Genomic DNA, 24,151 nt, shown 5'->3' with positions numbered 1-24,151 from the left:
GGCCGCGTCAGCGACCGGCGTGCTGGGGGGCCTTCCAGCGGGCGATGCCGCGGGCCACCAGGTTGAGGATCATGACGAAGGCGATGAGGACCAGTGCCGCGGCCCAGGCGCGGTCGTAGGAGGCCTCGGAGCCCTGCTGCCACTGCTGGAACACGTACAGCGGGAGCGACTGCTGGGCGTCTTCGAAGGGGTTGTTGTTGATCGTCTTCGCGCCCCACACCAGGAGCAGGACCGGGGCGGTCTCACCGGTGATGCGGGCGATGGCGAGCATCACGCCGGTGGTGATGCCGCCGATCGACGTCGGCAGGACGACCTTGAGGATGGTGCGCCACTTCGGGACGCCCAGGGCCAGCGAGGCCTCGCGCAGCTCGTTGGGGACGAGCTTGAGCATCTCCTCGGTGGAGCGGACCACGACCGGCATCATCAGGATGGCCAGTGCCATCGACCCGGCGAAACCGGACGGGCCGAAGCCGAGGATCAGGATCCACACGGACAGGACGAACAGGCCGGCGACGATCGACGGGATGCCGGTCATCACGTCGACGAAGAAGGTGACGGCCTTCGCGAGCCGGCCGCGGCCGTACTCGACGAGGTAGATCGCGGTGAGCAGACCGACCGGCGCGGCGATCAGGGTGGCCAGGCCGACCTGCTCCAGGGTGCCGATGATCGCGTGGTAGATGCCGCCGCCGGGCATGGCGTCCGGCAGGGTGCCCATCGAGTGCGACAGGAAGTAGCCGTCCAGGACCTTGCTGCCGCGGGCGACGGTCTCCCACAGCAGGGAGGCCAGCGGGACGACGGCGAGCAGGAAGGCGACCCAGACCAGGCTGGTGGCCAGCCGGTCCTTGGCCTGCCGGACGCCCTCGACGGCCGCGGACAGCACGAAACTGCCGGCGATGAACAGCAGGGCGGCGATCAGGCCCCACTGGATGGTGCTGTCCAGTCCGGCGGCCAGCCCGATGCCGCAGCCCGCACCGACCGCGACCAGCGCGAGCACCGGCGGGGTCCAGCGGGGCAGCCGGGCCTGCTTGAGGGAGACCGGGAGCGGGTTGCGCCCATTGGCGACCGTCCGGCGGTCCGTCACGACACTCATGCGGCGGCTCCCGAGTACTCCTTGCGGCGGGCGATGATCAGGCGGGCCGCGCCGTTGACGAGCAGCGTGATCACGAAGAGGACGAGGCCGGAGGCGATCAGGGCGTCCTGGCCGAACTGGTCGGCCTCGCTGAACTTGCTGGCGATGTTCTGCGCGAACGTGCCGCCGCCCGGGTCGAGCAGGCTGGCGCTGATCAGGAAGCTGGGCGAGAGGACCGTGGCGACGGCCATGGTCTCGCCGAGCGCGCGGCCGAGGCCGAGCATGGAGGCGCTGATGACGCCGGAGCGGCCGAAGGGGAGCACGGACATCCGGATGACTTCCCAGCGGGTGGCGCCGAGGGCCAGCGCGGCCTCCTCGTGCATCCGCGGGACCTGCAGGAACACCTCGCGGCTGACGCTGGTCACGATCGGCAGGATCATGATCGCGAGCAGGATGCCGACGGTGAACAGCGAGCGGGCGGCGCCCTGGGAGTAGCTGAAGATCCCGGTCCAGCCGAGGTAGTCGTCCAGCCAGCTGTAGAGGCCGGACAGGTGCGGGACGAGGAACAGCGCGCCCCACAGGCCGTAGACGATGCTGGGCACCGCGGCGAGCAGGTCGATGACGTAGCCGAGCGGCGAGGCCAGCCTGCGCGGGGCGTAGTGCGAGATGAACAGTGCGATGCCGACGGCGACCGGGACCGCGATCAGCATGGCGATGACCGAGCTGACGACCGTGCCGAAGGCGAGCACCGCGATGCCGAACTTGGGCTCGGTGCCGGTGGCGTTCCAGTCGAACGTGGTGAGGAAGTCGGCCTTGTCGCCGGAGATGGCGAGCACGGACCGGTAGGTGAGGAAGACCGCGATGGCGGCCATGATCACCAGCAGGGCGATGCCGGAGCCCCGGGAGAGCCCGAGGAAGATCCGGTCGCCGGGGCGGACCGCCTTGCCCGAGACGGGGGAACGCACGTCCTGGGGTGGTGGCGGGTTGTCGGCTATGGAAGAAGCAGTCATGGATTCTCCGGTCTGCGGAGTCCGCGGGGGACTCCAGGTGCGGCGGTGCACCGGACGGGCGGCGGCCCGGAAGGGGCCCTGGTCAAAGGGCCCCTCGGGTCGTGTGGCGACGGTCGGGCCGCCACCCGGGGTTGGTCAGGAGAGCGTCTTGACGGTCGCGCGGACCTTGTCGGCGATCTCGGTGGGGAGCGGGGCGTAGCCGAGGGCCTTCAGCGCGTTCTGGCCGTCCGTGCTGGAGACGTAGGTCAGGAAGGACTTGGTGGCCGGCAGGGTCTCGGCCTTGTTGCCCTTGTCGCAGGCGATCTCGTACGTCACCAGGGTGATCGGGTAGGCGCCCTCGGCCTTGGTGGTGTAGTTGAGCTGCAGGGCCAGGTCGTTGCCCTTGCCGACCTGCTTGGCCTCGGAGATGGCCTTGGAGGCGTTGTCGACCGTGGCCTCGACCGGGGCCTTCGCGCCGGTGTTCAGCTTGACCGTGGGGATCTTGCCGGAGGTCGCGTAGGACAGCTCGAAGTAGGAGATCGCGCCGCTGGTCTGCTTGACCTGCGAGGAGACGCCGGCCGAGCCGGACGCCGCCTGGCCGCCGGTGCCCTCCCACTTCTTCGCCGGCTCGTGCTTCCAGTCGCCGGGGGCTGCGCCCTTGAGGTACTTGGTGAAGTTGTCGGTGGTGCCCGAGTCGTCGGAGCGGTGGAAGGCCTGGATCTTCAGGTCCGGCAGCTTGGCGCCCGGGTTCAGCTTCTTGATCGCGGCGTCGTTCCACTTGGTGATCTTCGAGTCGAAGATCTTCGCGAGGGTCGGGGCGTCCAGGACCAGGTTGTCCACGCCGGGGACGTTGTAGCCGACCGCGATCGGGCCGCCGACCATGGGCAGGTCGACGGCCTGGCCGCCCTTGCAGACCTGCTTGGACTTGGTGACCTCTTCGGGCTTGAGGGCCGAGTCGGAGCCTGCGAAGGCGGTCTGGCCCTGCAGGAAGGTGGTCACGCCGGCGCCGGAGCCGGTCGGCTGGTAGTTGATCTCGGTGTCCTTGCAGGAGCCCGAGTAGTTCTGCACCCAGACGTCCATGGCGTTCTTCTGCGCGGACGAGCCGGACGCGAGCAGCTTGCCCTTGCCCTCGCACTTGATGTTCGCGGACTTGGCGGAACCGCTGCCACCGCTGCCGCCGGTGGTGTCGTCGGAGCCGCACGCCGTCAGGGCCAGGGCACCGGAGACGGCGAGAGCGCCAACGGCGAGGGCGCGAACCCGGTTCTTGCGCTGAAGCTTCACTGTCGGGAATTCCTTCCTGGGGCGCGCCGCATCGTCGGCGTGCGAGGTGGTGAGCTGTGTGGTGACCGCCGTGGGGGTGCGGTTGAGGCTTGTCCTGCGCCGTGTCGCGCTTGCCTTCCGGGCGTGACGCGCACTCGGTACGGCCGAAATTAGGCAGATCAAGTGAAGCGGCCGATGGAGGAGAGTGAACGCACGGTGAACCTCGGCCATCGGCTGGGTGCGTGGAAAGAAGTGCTCGCGCACCCGTACTAAAGGGCCCGTCGCTCTGTTGAATTACCGGCCGGTATGGCAGCATCCGCGCCGGAGAGTTGACGCGAATCGGTGCGGAACGACCGGAGGTGGCTGGTGGGGAGCCAGGGGGCACGGCAGGGCGTTCGGGAGGTACGGGGTGAACGGCGCGAACGGGGCATAGGGGGCGAAGCGATCGGGCCGGCCGGCACGGGCCGCCGGCTGGCGGTGTGCACCGCCGTCGTCCTGTGCGCCACGGGGCTGCTGGGCGCCACGGCGTCCACCGCGTACGCCGCCGACCCGAAGGACCCGCCGACGGGCTCCGGGCGGGCCTCGAAGGCCCCGGACGACGCGGAAGCCGGCGCCCGCCACCTCGACGACGTGCGCAAGAAGATCGACGCCCTCTACCGCAAGGCCGAGCAGGCCACCGACGCCTACAACGCTGCCAAGGAACAGGTCGAACGCCAGCAGAAGGAGATCGTCAAGCTGGCCCGCACCATCGACCGCACCCAGCACGACCTGGCCGCCCTCAAGCGGCAGGCGGGCGCCCTGGCCAGCGCGCAGTACCGCGGCGGCGGGCTGCCGGCCGAGGCGAAACTGATGCTCAACGCCGACCCGGAAGCGTTCCTCGACAACGCCACCCTGGCCCGGAAGGGCCAGCTGGCCGCCAAACGCGTGATCACTCAACTCGGCCGACTCCAGGGCGATTTGCAGAACTATTCCCATGCCGCGACCGACCGCTGGGAACGGCTGGAGGCGAACCGCAAGAAGAAGGAAAGCGCCCGCAAGGACATCGAGAAAAAGATCGACGCGGCAAAGAAGCTGGAATCCCGGCTGGCTGCGAAGGAAAAGGCCCGGCTGCAGAAGCTGGAGGACGAAGCGGCCTTCCGGGAGCAGCAGAAGTGGCTCGACTCGGGCGTACTGGACGAGATCAGCAACAAAGCGTCGGCGGCCGGCCGAAAGGCGATTTCCTACGCCACCGCACAACTCGGCAAGGATTACGTGTGGGGCGCCGAGGGCCCGGACACCTTCGACTGCTCCGGGCTCACCCTGCGGTCCTGGGAGCACGGCGGGCGGACGATTCCGCGGACCTCGCAGGAGCAGTGGCGGCAGCTGCCGCACGTCGCCGTCCGGGACATGCGGCCGGGCGATCTGATCATTTACTTCTCCGATGCCAGCCATGTCGGGATGTATCTCGGTGACGGCGCGATCGTGCACGCCCCGCGGCCCGGCCGGCAGGTGACGATCACGGGTGCCGGCTCGATGCCGATCCTCGGGGTGGTCCGGCCGGACGGTGACCGGTAGCACATGACGCGGATCACGTCCGCGATAAATGACCGGATTGTTTCCTCTCCGAGAGTTGTCGGCTTGTCGCCGATTGCACTCAAGCGGGGTGATATTCGTCATTCCGCATTCCCCCCGGCCCAGGTCAAATGCCTTATCGGCCGCGGCATATGACGATGGCCGATTGCCGACGGCCATTCCATACCGCTCCGTTCTGGCGCTATGGTCGCCTCTCAGTGCCGGTGCGTGCCCGTTCGATCGACCGACGAGCGGAGCGGAGCCGGCACCGTGGTGCGCCGGTCGGCGCCCATGCACCCCTCGGGGGGAGGGAAGGAAGCAGACCGATGCCCGTACCCGTACCGCACCAGCGGACGGTCGTGCTGCCGCACCAGGCAGGACCGGTGGACGACGCCTGCGCGCGGACCGCGCGGGTCGCCGGCGCGCCGGGCGCGGGGGACGCGACGGACCGGGGCCCCGACGCCCCGGAAATCGAACAGCGACTTTCGGCCGATCACAGTCCCGCGCACCAGGGCCTGACCCTGCTCCTCATCGGCGAGGACCCCAACAGCCACGTCCCCGAGATGTGGGACTGGGCCGGCCGCAAGGTACGGCTGCGCACCGCCCGTAACCTCACCGAGGCCGAGCGGCTGCTCACCGACGACGTGCACTGCATCCTGCTCGACCTGCCGCCGGCCGAACCCGCCGACCGCACCGCGGGCGAGCGCGGCACCGCCCCCGGCAGCGCCCCCGGCAGCGCCCCTGGCGACGCCCTGGGCATGCTGCACGACGTCCTGCGGATGGCCCCCTCGCACGCTGTCCTCGTCCTCACCTACGAGACGGACGCCGAGCGCGCCGCCGACGCCGTGCGCGTCGGCGCCCAGGACTACCTCTTCCGCGACGAACTGGACGGTGCGGTCCTCAGCCGCGCCGTGCGCTACGCCGTCGAACGCAAACGCGCCGACCTCGCCCAGCGCCAGCTCACCGAGTCGCGGATGCTCGCCCAGGAGAACGCCCGGCTGGAACGCGGCCTGCTGCCCACTCCGCTGCTGGACGGCTCCGACCTGCGGTTCGCCGCCTGCTACCGCCCCGGCCGCAGCCGCGCGCTGCTCGGCGGCGACTTCTACGACACCGTGCGCACCGCCGACGGCACCGTGCACGCCATGATCGGCGACGTCTGCGGCCACGGCCCGGACGAGGCCGCCCTCGGCGTCGAGCTGCGGATCGCCTGGCGCGCGCTGACCTTCGCCGGGCTGTGCGGCGACGAGCTGCTCGCCACCCTCCAGAAGGTGCTGGAGCACGAGCGCGCGGACGACGAGATCTTCGCGACGCTGTGCACCGTCGACATCTCCGCGGACGGCCGCCGCGCCGGGCTGTGCCTGGCCGGCCACCCCGCGCCGCTGCTGGCCCGGGCCGGCGAGCGCCCGCAGCTGCTGCCGTACGAATGCGGCGGCCCGGCGCTCGGCCTGCTGCCGGAGGCCCGCTGGCCGCGCCGTCAGGTCGAGCTGGGCGGCTCCTGGAGCCTGATGATGTACACCGACGGCCTGATCGAGGGCCGGATCGGCGAGGGCAACCAGCGGCTCGGCCAGGAAGGCATGGCGGAGCTCGTCGGCCGGCAGATGGAGTCCGGCCTCCAGGGCGACGCCCTGCTGGACGCGGCCGTCCGGGAGGTACGCGACCTCAACGGCGGCGAGCTGACGGACGACGTGGCCGTGCTGCTGCTGGACCGCCGCTGAGCGGCGGGGCCGGGGGGCTTTCCGAACGAAGGACTCCGGGGGCCCCGGGGCTCAGCGCCCGCCGTTGAACGGCCCGTACGGCCCGTCCGAGCTGGAACCGCCGCGCCGCGGCCCGCGGCCGCCGCCGCCCGAGACCGCACGCAGCGCCGGCCGGACGTCGACGGTGTAGACGATCACCGCGATCACGCCGATGATCGGCAGGAACGACATCACCGGCAGGATGAACAGCAGGGCCGTGGCGATCGCCAGGAAGATCAGCCACATGCCCTTGGTCTGCTTGCTCGCCGCGCGGTAGGCGTCCTCGCGGCGCACCGCGGCGTCGATCAGCATCACGGCGGCATAGATGCCCAGGGCGAGCTGCGCCCAGCTCAGAATCGACTGGAACCCGTAGATCAGCACGCCGTCCTCCGCCCGTTCGCCTGCCGTGTGGTCTGGTGCAGTGTGGTTTCCGCTGCCCGGCCCTCGGGGCCAGGGGGCTGCTGGCTGCCGCCCGTGCCGCCCCACCGTACCCGCACAACGGGCCGGGCACGCCAGGTGTGCCCGGCCCGGCCGTGATCCGCGCCTCAGCGCGTGGTGCGCGGCCGTGCGCTCACTTCGCGGACGGCGGGGTGCTCTTCTTCACCGGAGCCGGCGCCGGCTTGCGCTGCGCGACCGGCTTCTTCGCCGCGGCCGGCTTGGTCTGGGCCGAGGTGGTCGTCTTGGCCGACGGGGTGGCCTTGCCCGTGGTCTTGGAGCCGTTGGCCGTGCCGGTCTTCGCGGGGCCGCTCTTGGCGGCGGACTTGGGGGCCGGCTCCGGCTCGATCGCCACCGCGACGTCCTCGGTGCGGTTGGCCACCTCGCCGCGCCAGGTCGCCACCGCGCCCCGGCCGCGCTCGGCCAGCTCCTCGTAGCCCTCCCGGGCCTTCACCGCGGTCTCGGCGACCCGCCCGACGCCCTGCAGCGCCAGCTCCTGCGCCTGGTCGCGGAACTTCTTGAAGTCGCCGTCGAGCGACTCCAGCAGCTCGGCCAGCTTCTCCTGCGCGTCCTTGGCCTGCTTGGTGACCAGCGCCTGGACCTCCTTGGGATCGGTGCTGCGGACGGAATCGAAGCGCTTGGGCGCCTCGGCCTTGAGCCGCTCCACCAGCTGCGGCACCTCGCCGAGCTTCTCGGCGGCCAGATCGATGGTGCCGGCCACGGCGTAGAGCGGGGTTGCGTCGGTCAGGACCTTGCGGAGCTCATCGGTGTTGATGGCCATGACGTGGTTCCTCCTGGAACGAATCGGTTGCTCAGGTGGCGTGCGGGCCGTCGTCGGCCTCGGTCTCATGGGCGTCCGCCTCGCGTCCGTCCGCATGGCCGCCCGCTGCCCGGTCCTCGCGGCTGACCAGTCCGTTCTCCTTGCGGAAGGACTCGTAGATCTGCAGCAGGACCTGCTTCTGTCTCTCGTTCAGCGCCGGGTCGGTGAGTATCGCGGTCTGCACCTCGACCCCGTCCAGACCGCGCCGCTCATCCAGGATTCCGGCCTGGACGTACAGCGTCTCCGCGGATATCCGCAGCGCCTTGGCCAGCTGCTGGAGGATCTCCGCACTGGGCTTGCGCAGGCCGCGCTCGATCTGGCTGAGGTACGGATTGGACACCCCGGCGGCATCCGCGAGCTGCCGCAGGCTCAGCTGCGCGGTGCGCCGCTGCTCCCGCAGGAACTCGCCGAGATTGCCGACGTTGAGTGATGCCATACGTCGATGGTGCCTTGCCGTGCTAACTATTGCAAGCAAGCGCTAGCAAAAGTGGTACGCGTACACCGGCTTCCCCCACCCAGCTCCGGCAACCGTGCTTCGAGTCCGGTGGCCTGCTGGGAGAACGCCGCCAGAGCCAGCGGATCGGGACGGTCGAGGGTGATCGCGCACAACTTCCTCTGCAACGGCATGGCATCGCACCTCCGGGCCGAGGGCCACGAAACCGGTCAGGAAAGAAGAAGCGTGGCCTGCCACCCGCCCGTAGCGTGAGCTGCAGGTCGCGGTTGCCGCAGTACCGCAGACGCAGTTCCGCAGCCGCAGTTCCGCAGTTCCAGCAGATGGAGACACCGATGAGCATGGCCCCGAGAGCGGACGCGCAGTCGCCGGCGCCGCACGTTGCCGACCGCCACGAGTGGATCCGCGTGCACGGCGCACGCGTGAACAACCTCAAGGACGTCAGCATCGAGATACCGAAGCGCCGGCTGACGGTGTTCACCGGCGTCTCCGGCTCGGGCAAGAGCTCGCTGGTGTTCGACACCATCGCCGCCGAGTCGCAGCGGCTGATCAACGAGACGTACAGCGCCTTCGTGCAGGGCTTCATGCCGAACCTGGCCCGGCCCGAGGTCGACGTCCTCGACGGGCTGACCACCGCGATCGCCGTCGACCAGCAGCGGATGGGCGGCGACCCCCGCTCCACGGTCGGCACCGCCACCGACGCCAACGCGATGCTGCGGATCCTCTTCAGCCGGCTCGGCCGGCCGTACGTCGGCCCGCCCGGCGCGTTCGCCTTCAACGTGCCCTCGGTCAGCGCGTCCGGTGCGATCAAGGTGGAGCGCGGCGCCAAGAAGGCGGAGAAGGTCACGTTCAACAGGGTCGGCGGTATGTGCCCGCGCTGCGAGGGCCGCGGATCGGTCTCCGACCTCGACCTCACCCAGCTCTACGACGACAGCAAGTCGATCAACGAGGGCGCGTTCACCGTCCCCGGCTACACCGGCGGCGGCTGGAACTCCCGGCTGTACGCGGAGTCCGGCTTCTTCGACCCGGACAAGCCGATCCGCACGTTCACCAAGAGGGAACTGCACGACCTGCTGCACCGCGAGCCGACCCGGATGAAGATCGCGGGCATCAACATGACCTACGAGGGCCTGATCCCGCGCCTCCAGAAGTCGATGCTGTCCAAGGACAAGGAGGCGATGCAGCCGCACATCCGGGCCTTCGTGGAGCGGGCGGTCACCTTCGCCACCTGCCCCGAGTGCGACGGCACCCGGCTCGCCGCGCACGCCAGGTCCGCCAAGATCAAGAAGCTCTCCATCGCGGACGCTTGCCGGATGGAGATCCGGGACCTGGCCGACTGGGTGCGCGGGATCACTGAGCCGTCGGTGGCACCGCTGCTCACCGCGCTGCAGCAGACCCTCGACTCGTTCGTCGAGATCGGCCTCGGCTACCTCTCGCTCGACCGCCCCGCGGGCACCCTCTCCGGCGGCGAGGCGCAGCGCGTCAAGATGATCCGCCACCTCGGCTCCTCGCTCACCGACGTCACGTACGTCTTCGACGAGCCGACCGCGGGCCTGCACCCGCACGACATCCAGCGGATGAACGGCCTGCTCCTGCGGCTGCGGGACAAGGGCAACACGGTGCTCGTCGTGGAGCACAAGCCGGAGGTGATCGCGATCGCCGACCACGTCGTGGACCTCGGTCCCGGCGCCGGCACGGCGGGCGGCACCGTCTGCTTCGAGGGCACCCTCGACGGGCTGCGCGGCAGCGACACCGTCACCGGACGCCACCTCGACGACCGCGCCACCCTCAAGGACTCGGTCCGCGAGCCCACCGGCACCCTGGAGATCCGCGGCGCGACGGCGAACAACCTGCGGGACGTCGACGTGGACCTCCCGCTCGGCGTGCTCTGCGTGATCACCGGCGTCGCGGGCTCCGGCAAGAGCTCCCTGGTGCACGGCTCGATCCCGGCCGCGGAGGGCGTGGTGGCGGTGGACCAGACGCCGATCCGCGGCTCCCGGCGCAGCAACCCGGCGACGTACACCGGGCTGCTCGACCCGATCCGCAAGGCGTTCGCCAAGGCCAACGGCGTCAAGCCGGCGCTGTTCAGCGCCAATTCCGAGGGTGCCTGCCCGACGTGCAACGGCACCGGCGTCCTCTACACCGACCTGGCGATGATGGCCGGCGTCGCCACCCCCTGCGAGGACTGCGAGGGCAAGCGGTTCGACGCGGCGGTCCTCGACTACCACCTCGGCGGCCGCGACATCAGCGAGGTGCTCGCGATGCCGGTGACCGAGGCCGAGGAGTTCTTCGCCGACGGTGAGGCCCGCACGCCCGCCGCCCACCGGATCCTGCGCCGGCTGTCCGACGTCGGCCTCGGCTACCTCACCCTCGGCCAGCCGCTCACCACCCTCTCCGGCGGCGAACGGCAGCGGCTCAAACTGGCCACGCACATGGCCGAGAAGGGCGGCGTCTACGTCCTCGACGAGCCGACCGCCGGCCTCCACCTCGCCGACGTCGAGCAGCTCCTCGGCCTGCTCGACCGGCTCGTCGACTCCGGCAAGTCGGTCATCGTCATCGAGCACCACCAGGCGGTCATGGCGCACGCCGACTGGATCATCGACCTCGGCCCCGGCGCCGGCCACGACGGCGGCCGCATCGTCTTCGAGGGCACCCCGGCCGAGCTGGTCGCGGGCCGCGCCACCCTGACCGGCGAACACCTCGCGGACTACGTCGGGCGCTGAACGGCGGGCGGGGCGGTGGCAGGGGCGGCGGCTGGGTCGACGGCCGGGGTGGTGGTCGGGACAGGTGGCCAGGGCCGTCGCCGTGGCGCGTCCGAAAAGTCATGGTGGCGCGCCCGGAAAATCGGCCCGCGCGGAGGCGCGGAGGGGGTCTTGGTGGGTTCGCGGCCCGGGGAGGGAGGGGCGGGGCAGCGGCGTCCGTCTGCGGCCCTCCGCCGGTCGTACGCGGCTTCCCGAAGTCTCCAAAACCGCCCGTGACCTGGGCAAATGCTCGATAATGGAGACCTGCCGACAGCTCACGACAACAGGAGTGAACCCTTGGCCACCACCCCTGACACCACCCCGGAGACCCGCCCGGACGCCCCCGCCGCGGGCGCCCGTTTCTCGCCGCTGCAGGACCTGATGTACGGCCACATATACGCCGACGCCGTGCGCGCCGTCATCGTGCACGGCATCGCGGACCTCCTGGCCGACGGCCCGCGGACCGCCGAGGACCTGGCCGAGCGCTCGGGCACCCAGGCCGTACCCCTGCGCCGGATCCTGCGGATGCTCGCCACCCGCGGGCTGTTCCGCGAGGAGGACGGGGCGTTCGCCCTGACGGAGAGCGGTACGGGCCTGCGCGCCGATGTGCCCGGCTCCCAGCGCGCCACCGCCCTGCTGTTCACCGACGAGATGTTCCGCCGGTCCGCCGAGAACATCCCCGACACCCTGAGAACCGGGGAGCCCGGCTTCGAGACCGCCTACGGCGTCCCCTTCTTCGCGCACCTGTCCGCCACGCCCGACAAGAGCCGCCTCTTCGACGCCGCGATGACCTCGCGCACCGGCCAGGCGAACGAGGACATCGCCGGCGCCTACCCGTTCCCCGACCGCGGCACGGTCGTGGACGTCGGCGGCGGCCGGGGCGGCCTGCTCCGCGAGGCCCTCACCCGCTCCCCGGGCCTGCGGGGCGTCCTCTTCGACCGCCCCGAGACCGTCGCCGACCACCTGCTCGACACCGAAGAACTCGACGGCCGCTGGCGCACGGAAGGCGGCGACTTCTTCACCGCCGTACCGAAGGGCGGGGACCTCTACCTGCTCAAGAACATCCTGCACGACTGGCCGGACGAGGACTGCCTGCGCATCCTGCGCACCATCCGCCGGGCCGTGACACCCGGCACGCGGCTGCTCGTCATCGACGCGGTCCTGCCCGCCGACGGCTCCCCGCACCCGGCCCTCGCCCTCGACATCGTCATGCTCATGGTCGTACGGGGCCGCGAACGCACCGCCGCCGAGTTCGAGGACCTCCTCACCCGTTCCGGCTTCCGCCTCCGCCGCATCCTGGCGACCCGCGCCATGTCCTCCGTCATCGAGGCCGAGGCCACCGGCGAGGCGGTGCCGGACTAGGAAGCGGAGAGCGCGGAGACCGCGGTCCGGTAGGCGTCCAGGGCGGGGCGGGGGGCGCGGCCGAGGAGCGTACGCAGCGCGTTCTCCTCGATGCCGGAGCCGTCCAGGAAGCCGCCGGCGATCGCCGAGTACGTGCCCACCAGCATCGGCACCTGGTACGGCAGGGCCCCGCCGGACCCGGCGATCGCCTCCCGGGCCGCGCCGAGCGAGCCGGGTTCGTACGAGCCGCCCACCGCGTCCGCCAACTCGGCGCCGCCCAGCGCCCGTTCGCCCACCAGCTCGTACACCCGCCCGGCGTGCCGCTCCGGCTCGGCCGCCACCCGCGCCGCCACCGCCGCGAGGTCGGCACGGGCCACCGCGGCCAGCCGGCCCGCGCCCAGCGGCGCCGCGATCGTGCCGTCGGGCCCCGGCGCGGCGATGGTGGCGAGGAACTCGGCGTAGAGCCCGTTGCGCAGCACCGTCCACGCCAACGGGCCGCGCGCGAGGCGGCGTTCGGTCCAGCGGTGCGCCAGCGCGTAGGCCAGGTGGTCGCCGTCGCCGCTGAGGCTGGTGTAGACGAGGTGCCGTACGCCCGCCTTCTCGGCCGCCGTGATCGCGGCGTCGTGACGGGCGATGACGACGTCGTCCTCGCCGTATCCGGCGGAGATGAGCAACAGGGTGTCCACGCCGGTGAGGTCGAGGGAGGACGGATCGTCGAAGTCGATGCGGCGTCGGGCCGGCCGGGGGGCGTGAGTGGACCCGGTGTCGGCGGACCCGGGGGCCGCAGAGCCGGGGGCCGCGGAGCCGGGGTTGCGGGTGCCGAGGACGACGTCGTCCCGGTCGGCCAGTTCCGCGGCGACGAGCCGGCCGAGGGCGCCGTTGGCGCCGGTGATCAGAATCATGGGATCCCCCTCCTGAGCTGTGTGATCCCATCATCGAGAGGGCAACTGCAGCGCGTAAGGAGGCACTTTGATGTCAGTAGGGCACACGGGGGTAACCACCTCGGCGGAATCGGAATCGGAATCGGAATCGGGGTCGGTGGGGCCCGTGATCGTGTGTGAGACGCCCCAGGACGAGTGCGGTGTCCGGGACGTGCTGGACCGGCTCGGGGACAAGTGGTCCGTCTACGTGGTGGTGGAACTCACCCCCGGCACCAAGCGGTTCAAGGAGCTGCAGCGCGCCATCCCCGGCAACATCTCGCAGCGCATGCTGACCCTCACCGTCCGGCGCCTGGAGCGGGACGGGCTGGTCAAGCGGACCGTGTACCCCACCGTCCCGCCCCAGGTCGAGTACGAGCTGACGGAGCTGGGCCGCAGCCTCACCCACCTCGTGAAGGCCCTCGCCGACTGGTCGATCGCCCACCGCCCGGCCATCGCCGCCTCCCAGGCGGCCTGGGACGCCGCACAGGCGGATCGCTGAGGCGTCATCGTGGCACCGGTTGGTGCTGGTCGGTGCTGGTTGGCGCTGTCGGCGCCGTGATGGCGCCACTGTTGCGCCATGGAGCTTGCCGTGGCGCCATAGTGGTGCCATGATGGCGTCATGGATCTCACGCCGTACGTGGACAATCTCCGGCACGAGCTCGCGGTCGCCGCGGACGCCGGAGGTGACGAAGCCCGGGCCCTCGCCGAGCGGCTCACCGCCCCGTTGGAGTCGGCCGCCCGGCTCACCCTGCTCAACGCGCTGTCCGCGGCGATGGGCGAGGTCACCCGTGATCTGGCGCCGGGCTCGGTCGACGTACGGCTGCGCGGGCTCGACCCCGAGTTCGTGGTGACCCCGCCGCCGGGGCAGGAATCGTACGCGGACGCCGAGGAGCGGGGAGGCGGGCCGGGCGGGACCCTGGCGGCGCCGGCCCAGGTGCCGGCGGCCCCCGCGGAGGCGGAGGAGGGTGGCACCGCACGGATCAACTTCCGGCTGCCCGCCCACCTCAAGACCCGGATCGAGGACGCCGCCGGCCAGGAGGGGCTCTCGGTCAACGCCTGGCTGGTGCGGGCCGCGGCCACGGCGCTGGAGCCGGGCGACCACGGCCGCCCCGCCGCCCGCCGCCGTCATTCGGGCTCCCAGGGCTACACCGGCTGGGTCCGCTAGCCGGCCGTTCGGCGGCCCGTTGCGGCCCGTTGCGGCCCTTAGTGGCCCTTGATGGCCCGCTGTCCTTGACGGGTGCCACGCTGGCGCCACTGTGGCGCCACGCCGGGTGTACGTCCCTGAACCGCTTGCCCACACGTCGCCGCACCTCGCCGCACGTCGCCGCACCCCGTCCCGCACGTTCGCGGGACGACGCCCACACCTGCAACGCCCACACCCATCACGCTCACGCCAAGAGGACGGATCAGTCATGCCTCATTTCGACTTCGAGACACCCGAACCGGTCTCCGCCACCGTCGAGTTCGACATCGGGGCTGTCCGGATCATCGCCGGCAAGCGCACCGACACCGTCATCGAGGTGCTGCCCGCTGACGCGGCCGCCGCCGCCGACGTACGGGCCGCGGAGCAGACCAAGGTCACCTGCGCGGGCGGAACCCTGCAGGTCAAGGGCCCGCGCAAGCGCTCCATGTTCGGCCGGAGCGGTTCGCTCGACGTACGCATCGAGCTGCCCGCGGGGTCGGACGTCCACGGCACCTCCCCCATGGGGGACTTCCACTGCACCGGCCGCCTCGGGGAGTGCCGGATCAAGACCTCCTACGGTGACGTCCACGTCGACGAGGCCCACACCGCTTCCCTGCGGACCGACCTCGGCGACATCCATGTGAGCCGGGTGACCGGGGACGCCGAGGTCATCGCGGCCGGCCGGATCGAGGTGGGGGAGGTCGAGGGCGCGGCGACGGTCAAGAACGGCAACGGCGCGACCACGATCGGGGAGGTCACCGGCGACCTGACGGCCAACTCGTCCAACGGCCGGCTCTCCGTGGGCGTTGCACACGGCGGCGTCGAGGCCAAGACGGCCCACGGGGGCATCCACATCGGCGAACTGGTACGGGGCCGGGCCAACCTGCTGACGGCCACCGGCGACATCGAGGTGGGCATCCGCGCCGCCACCGCCGCCTGGCTCGATGTGCATACGCGGCTGGGCGGGGTGCGCAACACGCTCACGCCGTTCGACGGCCCGGGCGCGGGCGAGGAAACGGTCGAGGTCCGTGCGCGCACGGGCGTCGGCAACATCGAGATCCGCCGCGCCTGATCACCAGGCCGAAGGCGAAGTCCTCCACAACAGAACAGAGAGAGAAGGAAGTGACGTGACATGACGTCCACGACCCCGTCTTCCGCGCCGATGCCGTCCTCCGGCACCGTGCCGTCCTCCGGCACCTCCGGCTCCGTGCCGTCCTCCGCGACCGCATCCGTCGCCCCGGTGACCACGGCACCCGTCCCGGAGACCACCGCCGCCGCGATCACCGCCGCTGGGCTCACCAAGTCGTACGGCGACAAGACCGTCCTCGACGGCATCGACCTCCGCATTTCCGAGGGCACCGTCTTCGCGCTCCTCGGGCCCAACGGCGCGGGCAAGACCACCACCGTCCAGATCCTCTCCACCCTCCGCACCGCAGACGCCGGCCGGGCCCGCGTCGCGGGACACGACGTGCGCGACGCGGCCGACGCCGTACGGGCCGCGATCGGCGTCACCGGCCAGTTCTCGGCCGTGGACAATCTCCTCACCGCCAGGGAGAACCTGCTGCTCATGGCGGACCTGCACCACCTCGACCGCCGGGAAGGCCGCCGGCGCACCGCCGAACTGCTGCGCCGCTTCGAACTGACCGAGGCGGCCGGCAAGCCCGTCGCCACCTTCTCCGGTGGTATGCGCCGCAAGCTCGACCTGGCGATGACGCTGGTCGGCAACCCCCGGATCATCTTCCTCGACGAGCCGACCACCGGCCTCGACCCACGCAGCCGGCGCACCATGTGGGACATCATCCGCGGCCTGGTCGCCGACGAGGGCGTCACCATCTTCCTCACCACGCAGTACCTGGAGGAGGCCGACCAACTCGCCGACCGGATCGCCGTATTGGACGGCGGGAAGATCGTCGCCGAGGGCACCGCGGAGGAGCTCAAGCGGCGCATCCCGGGCGGTCACATCCGCCTGCGGTTCGCCGACGCGCACGGCCTCGAAGCGGCCGCCGCCCTCTTCGATCCCTCATCCTCTTCCTCTTCCGCTTCCTCTGCCTCAGCCTCTTCCCATTCCGGTTCTGGTTCCGGTTCGGGTTCCGTCGGCCGGGACGCCGAAGCGCTCACCCTGGACCTGCCCAGCGACGGCAGTGTCCCCGCCCTGCGCTCCGTGCTCGACGCGCTGGACGACGCCGCGATCGAGGCGGAGCGGCTCACCGTGCACATGCCCGATCTCGACGACGTCTTCCTCGCCCTCACCGGCCCCGCCGCGGACGGCCGCCGCGACGCCAACTCCCCGAAGGAGCAAGCCCGATGAGCACGCTGTCCTACGCCGCGCGGGACTCCGCGACGATGCTGCGGCGCAACCTCAAGCACGCCCTGCGCTACCCGTCCATGACGGTGTCGGTCGTCGCGATGCCCGTGCTGATGCTGTTGCTGTTCAACTACGTCTTCGGTGGCGCCCTCGGCGCCGGTATCGGCGGCACGTCCACCGGTTCCACTGGTTCCAGCGGTTCCACCGATTACATCGACTACGTGGCGCCCGGCATCATCCTGATGGCGGCGACCTCGGGGGCGGTGGTCACCGCGGTCTCCGTCTGCGTCGACATGACGGAAGGCATCGTCAACCGGTTCCGGACCATGGCGATCTCCCGGGCCTCGTTCCTGACCGGGCATGTCGTCGGCAGCGTGATCCAGACGATGGTCAGCATCGCGCTGGTGGTCGGGGTCGCTCTCCTGATGGGCTTCCGGCCCGACGCCACCCCGGTGGAGTGGCTGGCGGCGGCCGGCGTCCTGGCGCTGCTCACCCTTGCGCTCTCATGGCTGGCGGCGGCGATGGGTCTGGTGGCGAAAAATGCTGAAACAGCGAGCAATATGCCCATGCCGCTGACGTTCCTGCCGTTCCTCGGCAGCGCGATCGTCCCGCCGGAGTCGATGCCCGCGGGGCTGCGCTGGTTCGCCGAGTACCAGCCGTTCACCCCGGTCATCGAGACCCTCCGCGGCCTGCTGATGGGCACCGAGATCGGCACCAGCGGCTACCTCGCCGTCGCCTGGTGCCTCAGTCTCAGCCTCGTCGGCTACCTGTGGGCACGTACGGCCTTCAAGCGCGGCGTCGAACGCTAGCCGTCCGCGACACCTGCCGCGGCCCCTCACCTCACGAGAGCTCCCGGAGCACCGCCGTGTACCGCCCCGCATCGCACCACCCGTTACGGCACACCACCACTCACCCCAGGAGGACGAAGCCCCATGCGTAACGAACCGCCGACTGCCCCCACCGGGTCCACAACGGAGCAGCGACCGGCACAGGAACCGGCCGGGGAACCGGAACTGGTCCCGGCACACGACCCGGCGCCGGCCCCGGCATCCGCACCCGCCCCCGTCACCGCCCCCGTCACCGACCTCCCCCTGACCCGCCCCACCGGCTGCCCCTTCGACCCGCCCGCCGAACTGGCCCGGCTGCGCGAAGAACAGCCGCTGCGGCGGATGCGCTACCCCGACGGCCACGAGGGCTGGCTGGCCACCGGCCACTCCGCGGTCCGGGCGATCCTCGGCGACCAGCGCTTCAGCTCCCGCTACGAACTCATGCACCTGCCGATACCGGGCGCGCCCCCGTCGCTGCCCCCGGCCCCGGTCGGCGACCTCACCGGGATCGACGCACCCGAGCACACCCGCTACCGGCGGCTGCTGATGGGCAAGTTCACGGTCCGCCGGATGCGCGAACTCACCGCCCGCGTCGAGGAGATCACCGCCGAGCACCTGGACGCCATGGAGCGCCGGGGCGGCCCGCTGGACCTGGTGGAGGCGTTCGCGCAGCCCGTTCCCGCTCTGATGATCTGCGAGCTGCTCGGGGTGCCGTCCGCCGACCGTGATGTCTTCCAGCGGCATACGGCCCTCGTGACCGACCACGGCGTCACCCAGGAGGAACGGGCGGCGGCCTATCTGGCGATCCAGGAGATCCTGCACGAGCTGGTGGTGGCCAAACGGGATCGGCCCACCGACGATCTGCTCGGCGACCTGGCACGGAGCGGCGAACTCAGCGACGAGGAACTCGCCGGCATCGGCACCTTCCTGTTGGGCGCCGGCCTCGACACCACCGCCAACATGCTCGCCCTCGGCACCTTCGCCCTGCTGACCCACCCGGAACAGCTCGCCGCGCTGCGCGGGGACCCGGAACTCGCCGACCGGGCCGTGGAGGAGCTGATGCGCTATCTGAGCATCGCCGACATGGGGCTCCGCGCGGCCCTGGAGGACGTAGAGGTGGCGGGGCAGCTGATCAGGGCCGGTGAGTCGGTGACCCTGTCACTCCAGGCCGCCAATCGGGACCCGGCACGGTTCCCCGCCCCCGACACCCTTGACCTGCGCCGGAAGGCGACCGGGCACCTGGGCTTCGGCCACGGCAGCCACCAGTGCCTGGGCCAGCAGCTGGCCCGCGTCGAGATGCGGGTCGCCTTCCCGGCGCTGCTCACCCGGTTCCCGACGCTGCGGCTGGCCGTCCCACCGGAGGACGTACCGCTGCGCACCGACTCGAACATCTACGGCGTGCACCGGCTCCCGGTCACCTGGGACGAGGACTGAGCCGCCTCCCGCCCCGGCCCGTTGCCCGCTCCTGGTCCGGCTGACGGCTCACTCCGGGCCCGGCTCAGGGCCCCTCCCGGTCCGGCTGACGGCTCACTCCTTGAGCCAGAAGCTGGTGGCGTCGAGCCAGGCGTCGAGCAGCGCCTCATCGCCGAGGACCTCGACGCCGCCACCGGCGCCCCCGGGGGCGAACCGCCGGCCGTAGACGAACAGCAGCAGGTCGGCCAGGGGGCCTTGGGCGGTGACGGTGGCCGGGCCGCCGCCACGGCGTGAGGCGAGTGTGTCGCCGCCCAGACCGACCAGCCATTCTGCGCCGGCTTCGGGCGCAGTGTCGGTGGCCCGGAAGCACAGGGTCCGGCCGCCGGCCAGGAGGGCGGGCAGGTCGGGCCTGGTCTCGAACACGGGGGGCAGGTGGCCGAAGCTCATCCACTCGTCCAGGGCGTCGATGGCGACCTCGTCGTCCACGGTGAAGTCCGCTCCGACGGCGAACGCCGCGTCCGCGCGGTGCACCACCGTCTCGTGGGTCATACGGCGGGCCCAGAAAACCGGCGTGCCGCCGGGGGCCACGGTCCACACCGCGGCCTCCGGCCCCGCTGTCCGCAGCGCGTCCGCCAGTTGCCCGGCGCCTTCGGTGAGCCACGCGGCGAGTTCGGCCGGGTCCTGGTCCGTCGCGTCGGAGACCTTGTTGATCCGCTCCTCGGAGACCGGACCGCTGGCCCGGGTCCGGACGATCGTCTCCACCCAGCGATGCGCTTCACCGAGGTGGCGCAGCAACTGAACGAGGTTCCATCCGGGGCAGGCCGGTACGGGGGCGGACAGCTCGGCACCCTCGACGTGGGACACCAACAGGGCGGTCTGCGCGACGATTTCGGAACAGTGCCGGTCATAACTCATCGCAGCCATCGAAGCCATCGAAGGAGGCATGGCGCCACGATAGGACGCCACCGGACCGCCCCCCACCTGATTTCCCACCAGAATGCCCCCTGCCCCGAGCGGTGCTATCCCGGCCACGTCCCGACGATCACCGTGGCGTACAGCTCCTCCGAGCGGGCGATCCGCGGGCGCAGCCCCGCACCGGTGAACGCCTCTACGGCCCACGGCGCCTGCCGTTCGCTCGTCTCGACCAGCAGATGCCCGCCGGGCGCCAGCCACCGCGGGGCGGCCCCGGTCACCCGCCGCAGCACGTCGAGCCCGTCCTCCCCGCCGTCGAGCGCCACCAGCGGCTCGTACTCACGGGCCTCCGCGGGCAACAGCGCCACCTCTTCGGTGGGTACGTAGGGCACGTTGGCCACCAGGACGTCGACGCGGCCGCGGAGGCCCGGTGGCAGCGGGCCGAAGAGGTCGCCCTCGTAGACCTCGCCCCCGAGGGGCCCGACGTTGCGGCGGGCACATCGCACCGCTGCGGGCTCGACGTCGGCCGCGTACAGCTCGACCCGCTCCAGACCGGCGGCCAGTGCGGCGCCCACCGCTCCGGTGCCGCAGCACAGATCGACGATCACGGTGGGCCGCCGGCGCGCCCCGGGCTCCAGGCCGACGGACGGGCGCCGCAGGTCGAGCGCCTGCTCCACGAGGAACTCCGTACGGCGACGCGGCACGAAGACACCGGGGTCGACGGCGATCCGCAGCCCGCGGAACTCCGCCCAGCCCAGGACGTGTTCCAGGGGCTGGCCGAGGGCGCGACGTTCCACCATGGCGGCGAGTTCATCGGGCGTACGGGCGGTGTCGCACAGCAGCACCGCCTCGTCCTCGGCGAAGACACAGCCGGCGGCCCGCAGCCTGGCGACGACGTCCGACGCCGAACCGCGACACATGCCCTGTGATGAGGGGGTGGGATGCGACAAGGGTGCTGACAAGGCTCGTGAGGAGTCTGAGGGGCCTGAGGAGCCAGAGAAACCTGAAGGGTCTGGAGAACCTGAAGTTCCTGAAGGCCGGGCGGAGTTATCCGAGGAGCCGGAGGTATCTGAAGGGCCGGACGGTCGTGACAGATGCTGTGGCGGCATGAGAGGTGAGCCTTTCGGGGCGCCGAGGGCGGGCCTGGCTCACCTGTGCCGGAAGGTCACCTGAGGCGGTGGACCACGCGGACGGGAGACGGGCGCGCCTGCCTGGACTGGCGGGGTATCGGTCTCACCTCCTCGTCGCTCCACTGCTGGGACGGCACAGAGTACCTGACGGCGTGTGAGCGGGTGTCACCCGTCCGAACTGATTTTCAGGAAAGTACTTGTCAGAATGGAAAGTGCTTGGCACGCTGAAAACCACGAAGCCGAAGAGCTTTCGTCGGGGGAGACGACTCAACGACGAACAGCGAAGAACACAGTGACGAAGCAACGGCTGACCAACGGGGAAGTACGGGAACGTCAGGGGGGACTGACATGTCGGAGCAGGTATACGCATCCGAGGACGCGGCGGCCGCGCTGGCCCGCGCCCAGGAGTTGAGCAGTACGGTCCGGGCGAGCACGAAGTGGTCCGTCCGCTATCAGGTGATCTACGGCTGCGGATCCGGGGTGATGGTGCTGGCCCTCGGGTTGCTGGGGCAGCCGTACGGAGTGGTGCTCAGCAGCATCTTCTGGTGCGCCACCGTGGGCGGACTGTCGGTGTACGCCGCCCGGCAGCGGGTCGCCCGACGCGGCTTCGACCGCTGGCGCTCCGGCCTGATCATCGCCTGGGGCCTGCTCTACAACGCAGTGCTGGTGCCGGGCATGATCTGGTTCCAGGGCGTCACGGCATGGTGGGTGGCAGGAGCAGTGCTGGTGGCCCTTCCGGGGCTGATAGGCGGATATGCGGAGGCCCGCCGGTGAGCACCTCGCGGCAGTTGCCCCAGGGGGCTCATCCGCGGCACGGGCTCGACGAGGTCATCCACGCGCCCGTCCGCTTCTCCATCGTGGCGACCCTGGCGCCCGCCGACAAGGCCGAGTTCGCCTTCGTTCGCGACACCGTCGAGGTGAGTGACTCGGTGCTCTCGCGCCAGGTCTCCACCTTGGAGAAGGCCGGCTATGTCGCCGTCACCAAGGGGTACGTCGGCAAGCGCCCGCGCACCTGGCTCGCCCTGACACCAGACGGCCGCGCCGCGTTCGCCGCCCACTGCCAGGCCCTGCGCGCAATAGCCGAGGGCACCGGCTGACGAGGGAGGCTGACGGGTGACGGGTGACGGGTGACGGGTGGCGGGTGACGGGCGAGGGGTGATGAACGCTGGGCCAGACTCGGGTGGGGCGGAGACTGTGACCGGGACCGGGACCGGGACCGGGACCGGGACCGGGACCGGGGACTCGGGCGGGGGCCGGGGGCCGGGGGCCGCGACCGGAACCGGAGACTCGGGTGGGGCGCAGACCGCGACCGGGCCGGGGCCGGGGACTCGGACGGGGGCGAGGGCCGCGACCGAGCTCGATGGGCCGGCCCAGCGCCGTGTTGACTTGGAGCGCACTCCAACTCCTACGGTCCAGACCGCGATTGCTTGCACGACCAGCCCGTCCAGGAGGTACCAGCACTATGACCACGACGACCATTCCCCCGCGCAAGCTCGGTGAGCTGGAGGTGTCCGCGCAGGGCCTCGGCTGTATGGGGATGAGCCACGGTTACGGGGAGTCGGACGACGCGCAGTCGATCGCCACCATCAACCGGGCGCTCGACCTCGGTGTCACCTTCCTGGACACCTCCGACTTCTACGGCGCGGGGCACAACGAGGAGTTGATCGGCCGGGCCGTCGCCGGACGGCGGGACGAGGTCGTGCTGGCGACGAAGTTCGGGTTCGCCAACCGGCTCGGCGAGCCGACCGCGATCCGGGGCGACGCGGCATACGTACGCCAGGCATGTGACGCGTCGCTGCGCCGGCTCGGGGTCGACCACATCGACCTCTACTACCAGCACCGGGTCGACCCTCAGGTGCCGATCGAGGAAACCGTCGGGGCGATGGCCGAGCTCGTCGCGGCAGGCAAGGTGCGCCACCTCGGACTGTCCGAGGCGAGCGCGGCGACGCTGCGCCGGGCGCATGCGGTGCACCCGATCGCCGCGCTGCAGAGTGAGTGGTCGCTGTGGACCCGGGATCTGGAGCAGGAGGTGGCGCCGGCCTGCCGGGAGCTCGGGATCGGTCTGGTGCCCTTCTCGCCGCTGGGGCGGGGGTTCCTGACGGGGCGCTACACCAGTGTCGAGGGGCTGGCCGAGTCGGATGTGCGCCGGACCCAGCCGCGGTTCGCCGACGGCAACCTGGAACACAACCTGGCCATCGTCGAGAAGCTGAACGAACTCGCCGAGCAGAAGGGAGTCACTGCCGGGCAGCTCGCGCTGGCGTGGGTGCAGCGCCGCGGGGACGACGTGGTGCCGATCCCCGGCACCCGCCGGCAGAAGTACCTGGAGGAGAACATCGGGGCGCTGGCCATCGAACTGACCGCCGAGGACCTCGCCGCCATCGACGCCGCGGCCCCGGCCGGCCAGGTCGCCGGAACCCGGTACGACGAGGTGAGCCTGAGCTTCGTCGACGGCTGACCAGCCGGGGCCGGGCCCGGTCTGGCTCCGCAGGCTGGTTCTCCAGGCTGCTTCTGCAGTCTGTCTACGCCGGCGACATCACCTCGTAAAGGTTGCCGGAGTCGTCGGCGAAGAACAGGCCGCGAGGACAGAGCGGGTGGTCGGTCCGGCCGTTGTCCGGGGTGGCGGGGCCGTTGCCGTAGGGAATGCCGGCCGCCTCGATGCGGGAAAGGATCCCGTCGAAGGTCTCGGGGTCCACGTCGAAGGCGAGATGGTGGCCTTCCGCGTCCGGCACGGTCATGAAGTCGAGAGTGAGCGTCTCGTTGACCCGAACCGGCGCAAAGTGCCCCAGCCGCCCGGCCGGCGGCAGCTCCGCCAGCCCCATGACCTGCGCAAAGAGCCGAGCGGCCGCCCGGTGGTCGATGGCCGGAACGATGGTGTGGTTGAGGGTCACGGGCATCTGGAGCTCCTGAGGGTGAGGTCGAGCGACCGAGGCCGCTCGTCGCTGCCGGCCGCGATCGTTCGCCGGTGCCGGGCTCGATCGTTCATCGGTGCCGGACGCGGTTGCTCGTTGGTGTCGGGTGTGTCGTTCGTCGGGCGTTCGTTGTGGCCGAGGTGGGGGGATGGGAGGGGGCGG

At 71.2% G+C, this 24,151-nt stretch carries 23 protein-coding genes and 1 pseudogene; 13 read left to right on the top strand and 11 right to left on the bottom strand.

Annotation, left to right across the window (positions count from 1 at the left end; genetic code table 11):
- Positions 1-7: 7 nt before the first annotated feature.
- From pstA to pstS, 3 genes are all read right to left on the bottom strand, one after another.
- A complete protein-coding gene (gene pstA, locus IG62_RS0128340; RefSeq protein WP_030809294.1) occupies positions 8-1,090 on the bottom strand; it encodes a phosphate ABC transporter permease PstA in 1,083 nt (360 codons plus the stop codon).
- Positions 1,087-2,079 (bottom strand): phosphate ABC transporter permease subunit PstC, encoded by a 993-nt coding sequence (gene pstC, locus IG62_RS0128335; RefSeq protein WP_030809290.1) that lies wholly within the window; start codon positions 2,077-2,079, stop codon positions 1,087-1,089. The genes pstA and pstC overlap by 4 nt, the downstream gene beginning before the upstream one ends.
- A 135-nt stretch (positions 2,080-2,214) precedes the next feature.
- Positions 2,215-3,339, bottom strand: coding sequence for a phosphate ABC transporter substrate-binding protein PstS (gene pstS, locus IG62_RS0128330; RefSeq protein ID WP_030809287.1), 1,125 nt, complete (start codon positions 3,337-3,339; stop codon positions 2,215-2,217).
- A gap of 345 nt (positions 3,340-3,684) precedes the next feature.
- Between pstS and IG62_RS0128325 the strand changes: the two genes are divergently transcribed.
- Both IG62_RS0128325 and IG62_RS0128320 read left to right on the top strand, forming a co-directional pair.
- Positions 3,685-4,872 carry a C40 family peptidase gene (locus IG62_RS0128325; protein ID WP_078872296.1) on the top strand — a complete coding sequence of 396 codons (1,188 nt, stop codon included), beginning with the start codon at positions 3,685-3,687 and terminating at the stop codon, positions 4,870-4,872.
- A 323-nt stretch (positions 4,873-5,195) separates the two neighbouring features.
- A complete protein-coding gene (locus IG62_RS0128320) occupies positions 5,196-6,584 on the top strand; it encodes a PP2C family protein-serine/threonine phosphatase (RefSeq protein ID WP_030809284.1) in 1,389 nt (462 codons plus the stop codon).
- A gap of 51 nt (positions 6,585-6,635) precedes the next feature.
- Here IG62_RS0128320 and IG62_RS0128315 read toward each other — a convergent pair whose 3' ends face one another.
- From IG62_RS0128315 to IG62_RS49135, 4 genes and pseudogenes are all read right to left on the bottom strand, one after another.
- Complete coding sequence (locus IG62_RS0128315; RefSeq protein WP_030415896.1) at positions 6,636-6,983, bottom strand: DUF2516 family protein; 348 nt, start codon at positions 6,981-6,983, stop codon at positions 6,636-6,638.
- Positions 6,984-7,173: 190 nt separating this feature from the next.
- Positions 7,174-7,818 (bottom strand): hypothetical protein, encoded by a 645-nt coding sequence (locus IG62_RS0128310; protein WP_030809283.1) that lies wholly within the window; start codon positions 7,816-7,818, stop codon positions 7,174-7,176.
- Positions 7,819-7,849: 31 nt separating this feature from the next.
- Complete coding sequence (locus IG62_RS0128305) at positions 7,850-8,293, bottom strand: helix-turn-helix domain-containing protein (protein WP_030415894.1); 444 nt, start codon at positions 8,291-8,293, stop codon at positions 7,850-7,852.
- A gap of 98 nt (positions 8,294-8,391) precedes the next feature.
- Positions 8,392-8,484: pseudogene (locus IG62_RS49135) on the bottom strand (VOC family protein); the annotation flags it as partial.
- A 159-nt stretch (positions 8,485-8,643) separates the two neighbouring features.
- On the opposite strand from IG62_RS49135, the gene IG62_RS0128300 reads away from it, so the two are divergent.
- Both IG62_RS0128300 and IG62_RS0128295 read left to right on the top strand, forming a co-directional pair.
- Positions 8,644-11,031: an ATP-binding cassette domain-containing protein gene (locus IG62_RS0128300; protein WP_030809281.1), complete on the top strand. Its 2,388-nt coding sequence runs from the start codon at positions 8,644-8,646 to the stop codon at positions 11,029-11,031.
- Positions 11,032-11,346: 315 nt separating this feature from the next.
- Positions 11,347-12,411: a methyltransferase gene (locus IG62_RS0128295; protein WP_030809279.1), complete on the top strand. Its 1,065-nt coding sequence runs from the start codon at positions 11,347-11,349 to the stop codon at positions 12,409-12,411.
- Here the strand turns inward: IG62_RS0128295 and IG62_RS0128290 are convergent.
- A complete protein-coding gene (locus tag IG62_RS0128290; RefSeq protein WP_030809277.1) occupies positions 12,408-13,292 on the bottom strand; it encodes an NAD(P)H-binding protein in 885 nt (294 codons plus the stop codon). The two genes, IG62_RS0128295 and IG62_RS0128290, sit on opposite strands and share 4 nt — an antisense overlap.
- Before the next feature lie 70 nt (positions 13,293-13,362).
- Here IG62_RS0128290 and IG62_RS0128285 point away from each other — a divergent pair, with 70 nt between their 5' ends.
- From IG62_RS0128285 to IG62_RS0128260, 6 genes are all read left to right on the top strand, one after another.
- The gene (locus tag IG62_RS0128285) at positions 13,363-13,809 is read left to right on the top strand and encodes a winged helix-turn-helix transcriptional regulator (protein ID WP_030809275.1); all 447 of its coding nucleotides are present in this window, start codon (positions 13,363-13,365) and stop codon (positions 13,807-13,809) included.
- Between the two features lie 120 nt (positions 13,810-13,929).
- Positions 13,930-14,475 (top strand): hypothetical protein, encoded by a 546-nt coding sequence (locus tag IG62_RS0128280; protein ID WP_030809272.1) that lies wholly within the window; start codon positions 13,930-13,932, stop codon positions 14,473-14,475.
- Positions 14,476-14,722: 247 nt separating this feature from the next.
- Complete coding sequence (locus tag IG62_RS0128275; RefSeq protein WP_030809271.1) at positions 14,723-15,565, top strand: DUF4097 family beta strand repeat-containing protein; 843 nt, start codon at positions 14,723-14,725, stop codon at positions 15,563-15,565.
- A 60-nt stretch (positions 15,566-15,625) separates the two neighbouring features.
- Positions 15,626-16,801, top strand: a complete 1,176-nt coding sequence (locus IG62_RS0128270) for an ATP-binding cassette domain-containing protein (RefSeq protein WP_234326787.1) — start codon at positions 15,626-15,628, stop codon at positions 16,799-16,801.
- Entirely contained in the window at positions 16,798-17,607 is an 810-nt protein-coding gene (locus IG62_RS0128265) for an ABC transporter permease (RefSeq protein ID WP_030809266.1), read from the top strand. Before IG62_RS0128270 ends, IG62_RS0128265 begins: the two co-directional genes overlap by 4 nt.
- 123 nt (positions 17,608-17,730) lie before the next feature.
- Positions 17,731-19,059: a cytochrome P450 gene (locus IG62_RS0128260; RefSeq protein WP_078872294.1), complete on the top strand. Its 1,329-nt coding sequence runs from the start codon at positions 17,731-17,733 to the stop codon at positions 19,057-19,059.
- A 93-nt stretch (positions 19,060-19,152) separates the two neighbouring features.
- Here the strand turns inward: IG62_RS0128260 and IG62_RS0128255 are convergent, their stop codons facing one another.
- Positions 19,153-19,962 carry a maleylpyruvate isomerase family mycothiol-dependent enzyme gene (locus IG62_RS0128255; protein ID WP_030809259.1) on the bottom strand — a complete coding sequence of 270 codons (810 nt, stop codon included), beginning with the start codon at positions 19,960-19,962 and terminating at the stop codon, positions 19,153-19,155.
- Positions 19,963-20,057: 95 nt separating this feature from the next.
- On the bottom strand, positions 20,058-20,870 hold the full coding sequence (locus tag IG62_RS0128250; protein WP_030809257.1) for a putative protein N(5)-glutamine methyltransferase: 813 nt from the start codon (positions 20,868-20,870) through the stop codon (positions 20,058-20,060).
- Between the two features lie 558 nt (positions 20,871-21,428).
- Between IG62_RS0128250 and IG62_RS0128245 the strand changes: the two genes are divergently transcribed.
- The 3 genes from IG62_RS0128245 (at position 21,429) to IG62_RS0128235 (ending at position 23,535) form a co-directional block, all read left to right on the top strand.
- Positions 21,429-21,854 (top strand): hypothetical protein, encoded by a 426-nt coding sequence (locus IG62_RS0128245; protein ID WP_030809254.1) that lies wholly within the window; start codon positions 21,429-21,431, stop codon positions 21,852-21,854.
- Positions 21,851-22,177 (top strand): winged helix-turn-helix domain-containing protein, encoded by a 327-nt coding sequence (locus IG62_RS0128240; protein WP_030809251.1) that lies wholly within the window; start codon positions 21,851-21,853, stop codon positions 22,175-22,177. The genes IG62_RS0128245 and IG62_RS0128240 overlap by 4 nt, the downstream gene beginning before the upstream one ends.
- A gap of 365 nt (positions 22,178-22,542) precedes the next feature.
- Positions 22,543-23,535, top strand: a complete 993-nt coding sequence (locus IG62_RS0128235; RefSeq protein WP_030809248.1) for an aldo/keto reductase — start codon at positions 22,543-22,545, stop codon at positions 23,533-23,535.
- 64 nt (positions 23,536-23,599) lie between these two features.
- On the opposite strand, the gene IG62_RS0128230 is transcribed toward IG62_RS0128235, so the two are convergent.
- The gene (locus tag IG62_RS0128230) at positions 23,600-23,974 is read right to left on the bottom strand and encodes a VOC family protein (protein WP_030809245.1); all 375 of its coding nucleotides are present in this window, start codon (positions 23,972-23,974) and stop codon (positions 23,600-23,602) included.
- Positions 23,975-24,151: the final 177 nt, after the last annotated feature.

Origin of the sequence: Streptomyces sp. NRRL S-337, assembly GCF_000720175.1 — a bacterium.
Taxonomy (GTDB): domain Bacteria; phylum Actinomycetota; class Actinomycetes; order Streptomycetales; family Streptomycetaceae; genus Streptomyces; species Streptomyces siderophoricus.
This window is presented reverse-complemented; position numbering and strand designations above follow the sequence as displayed.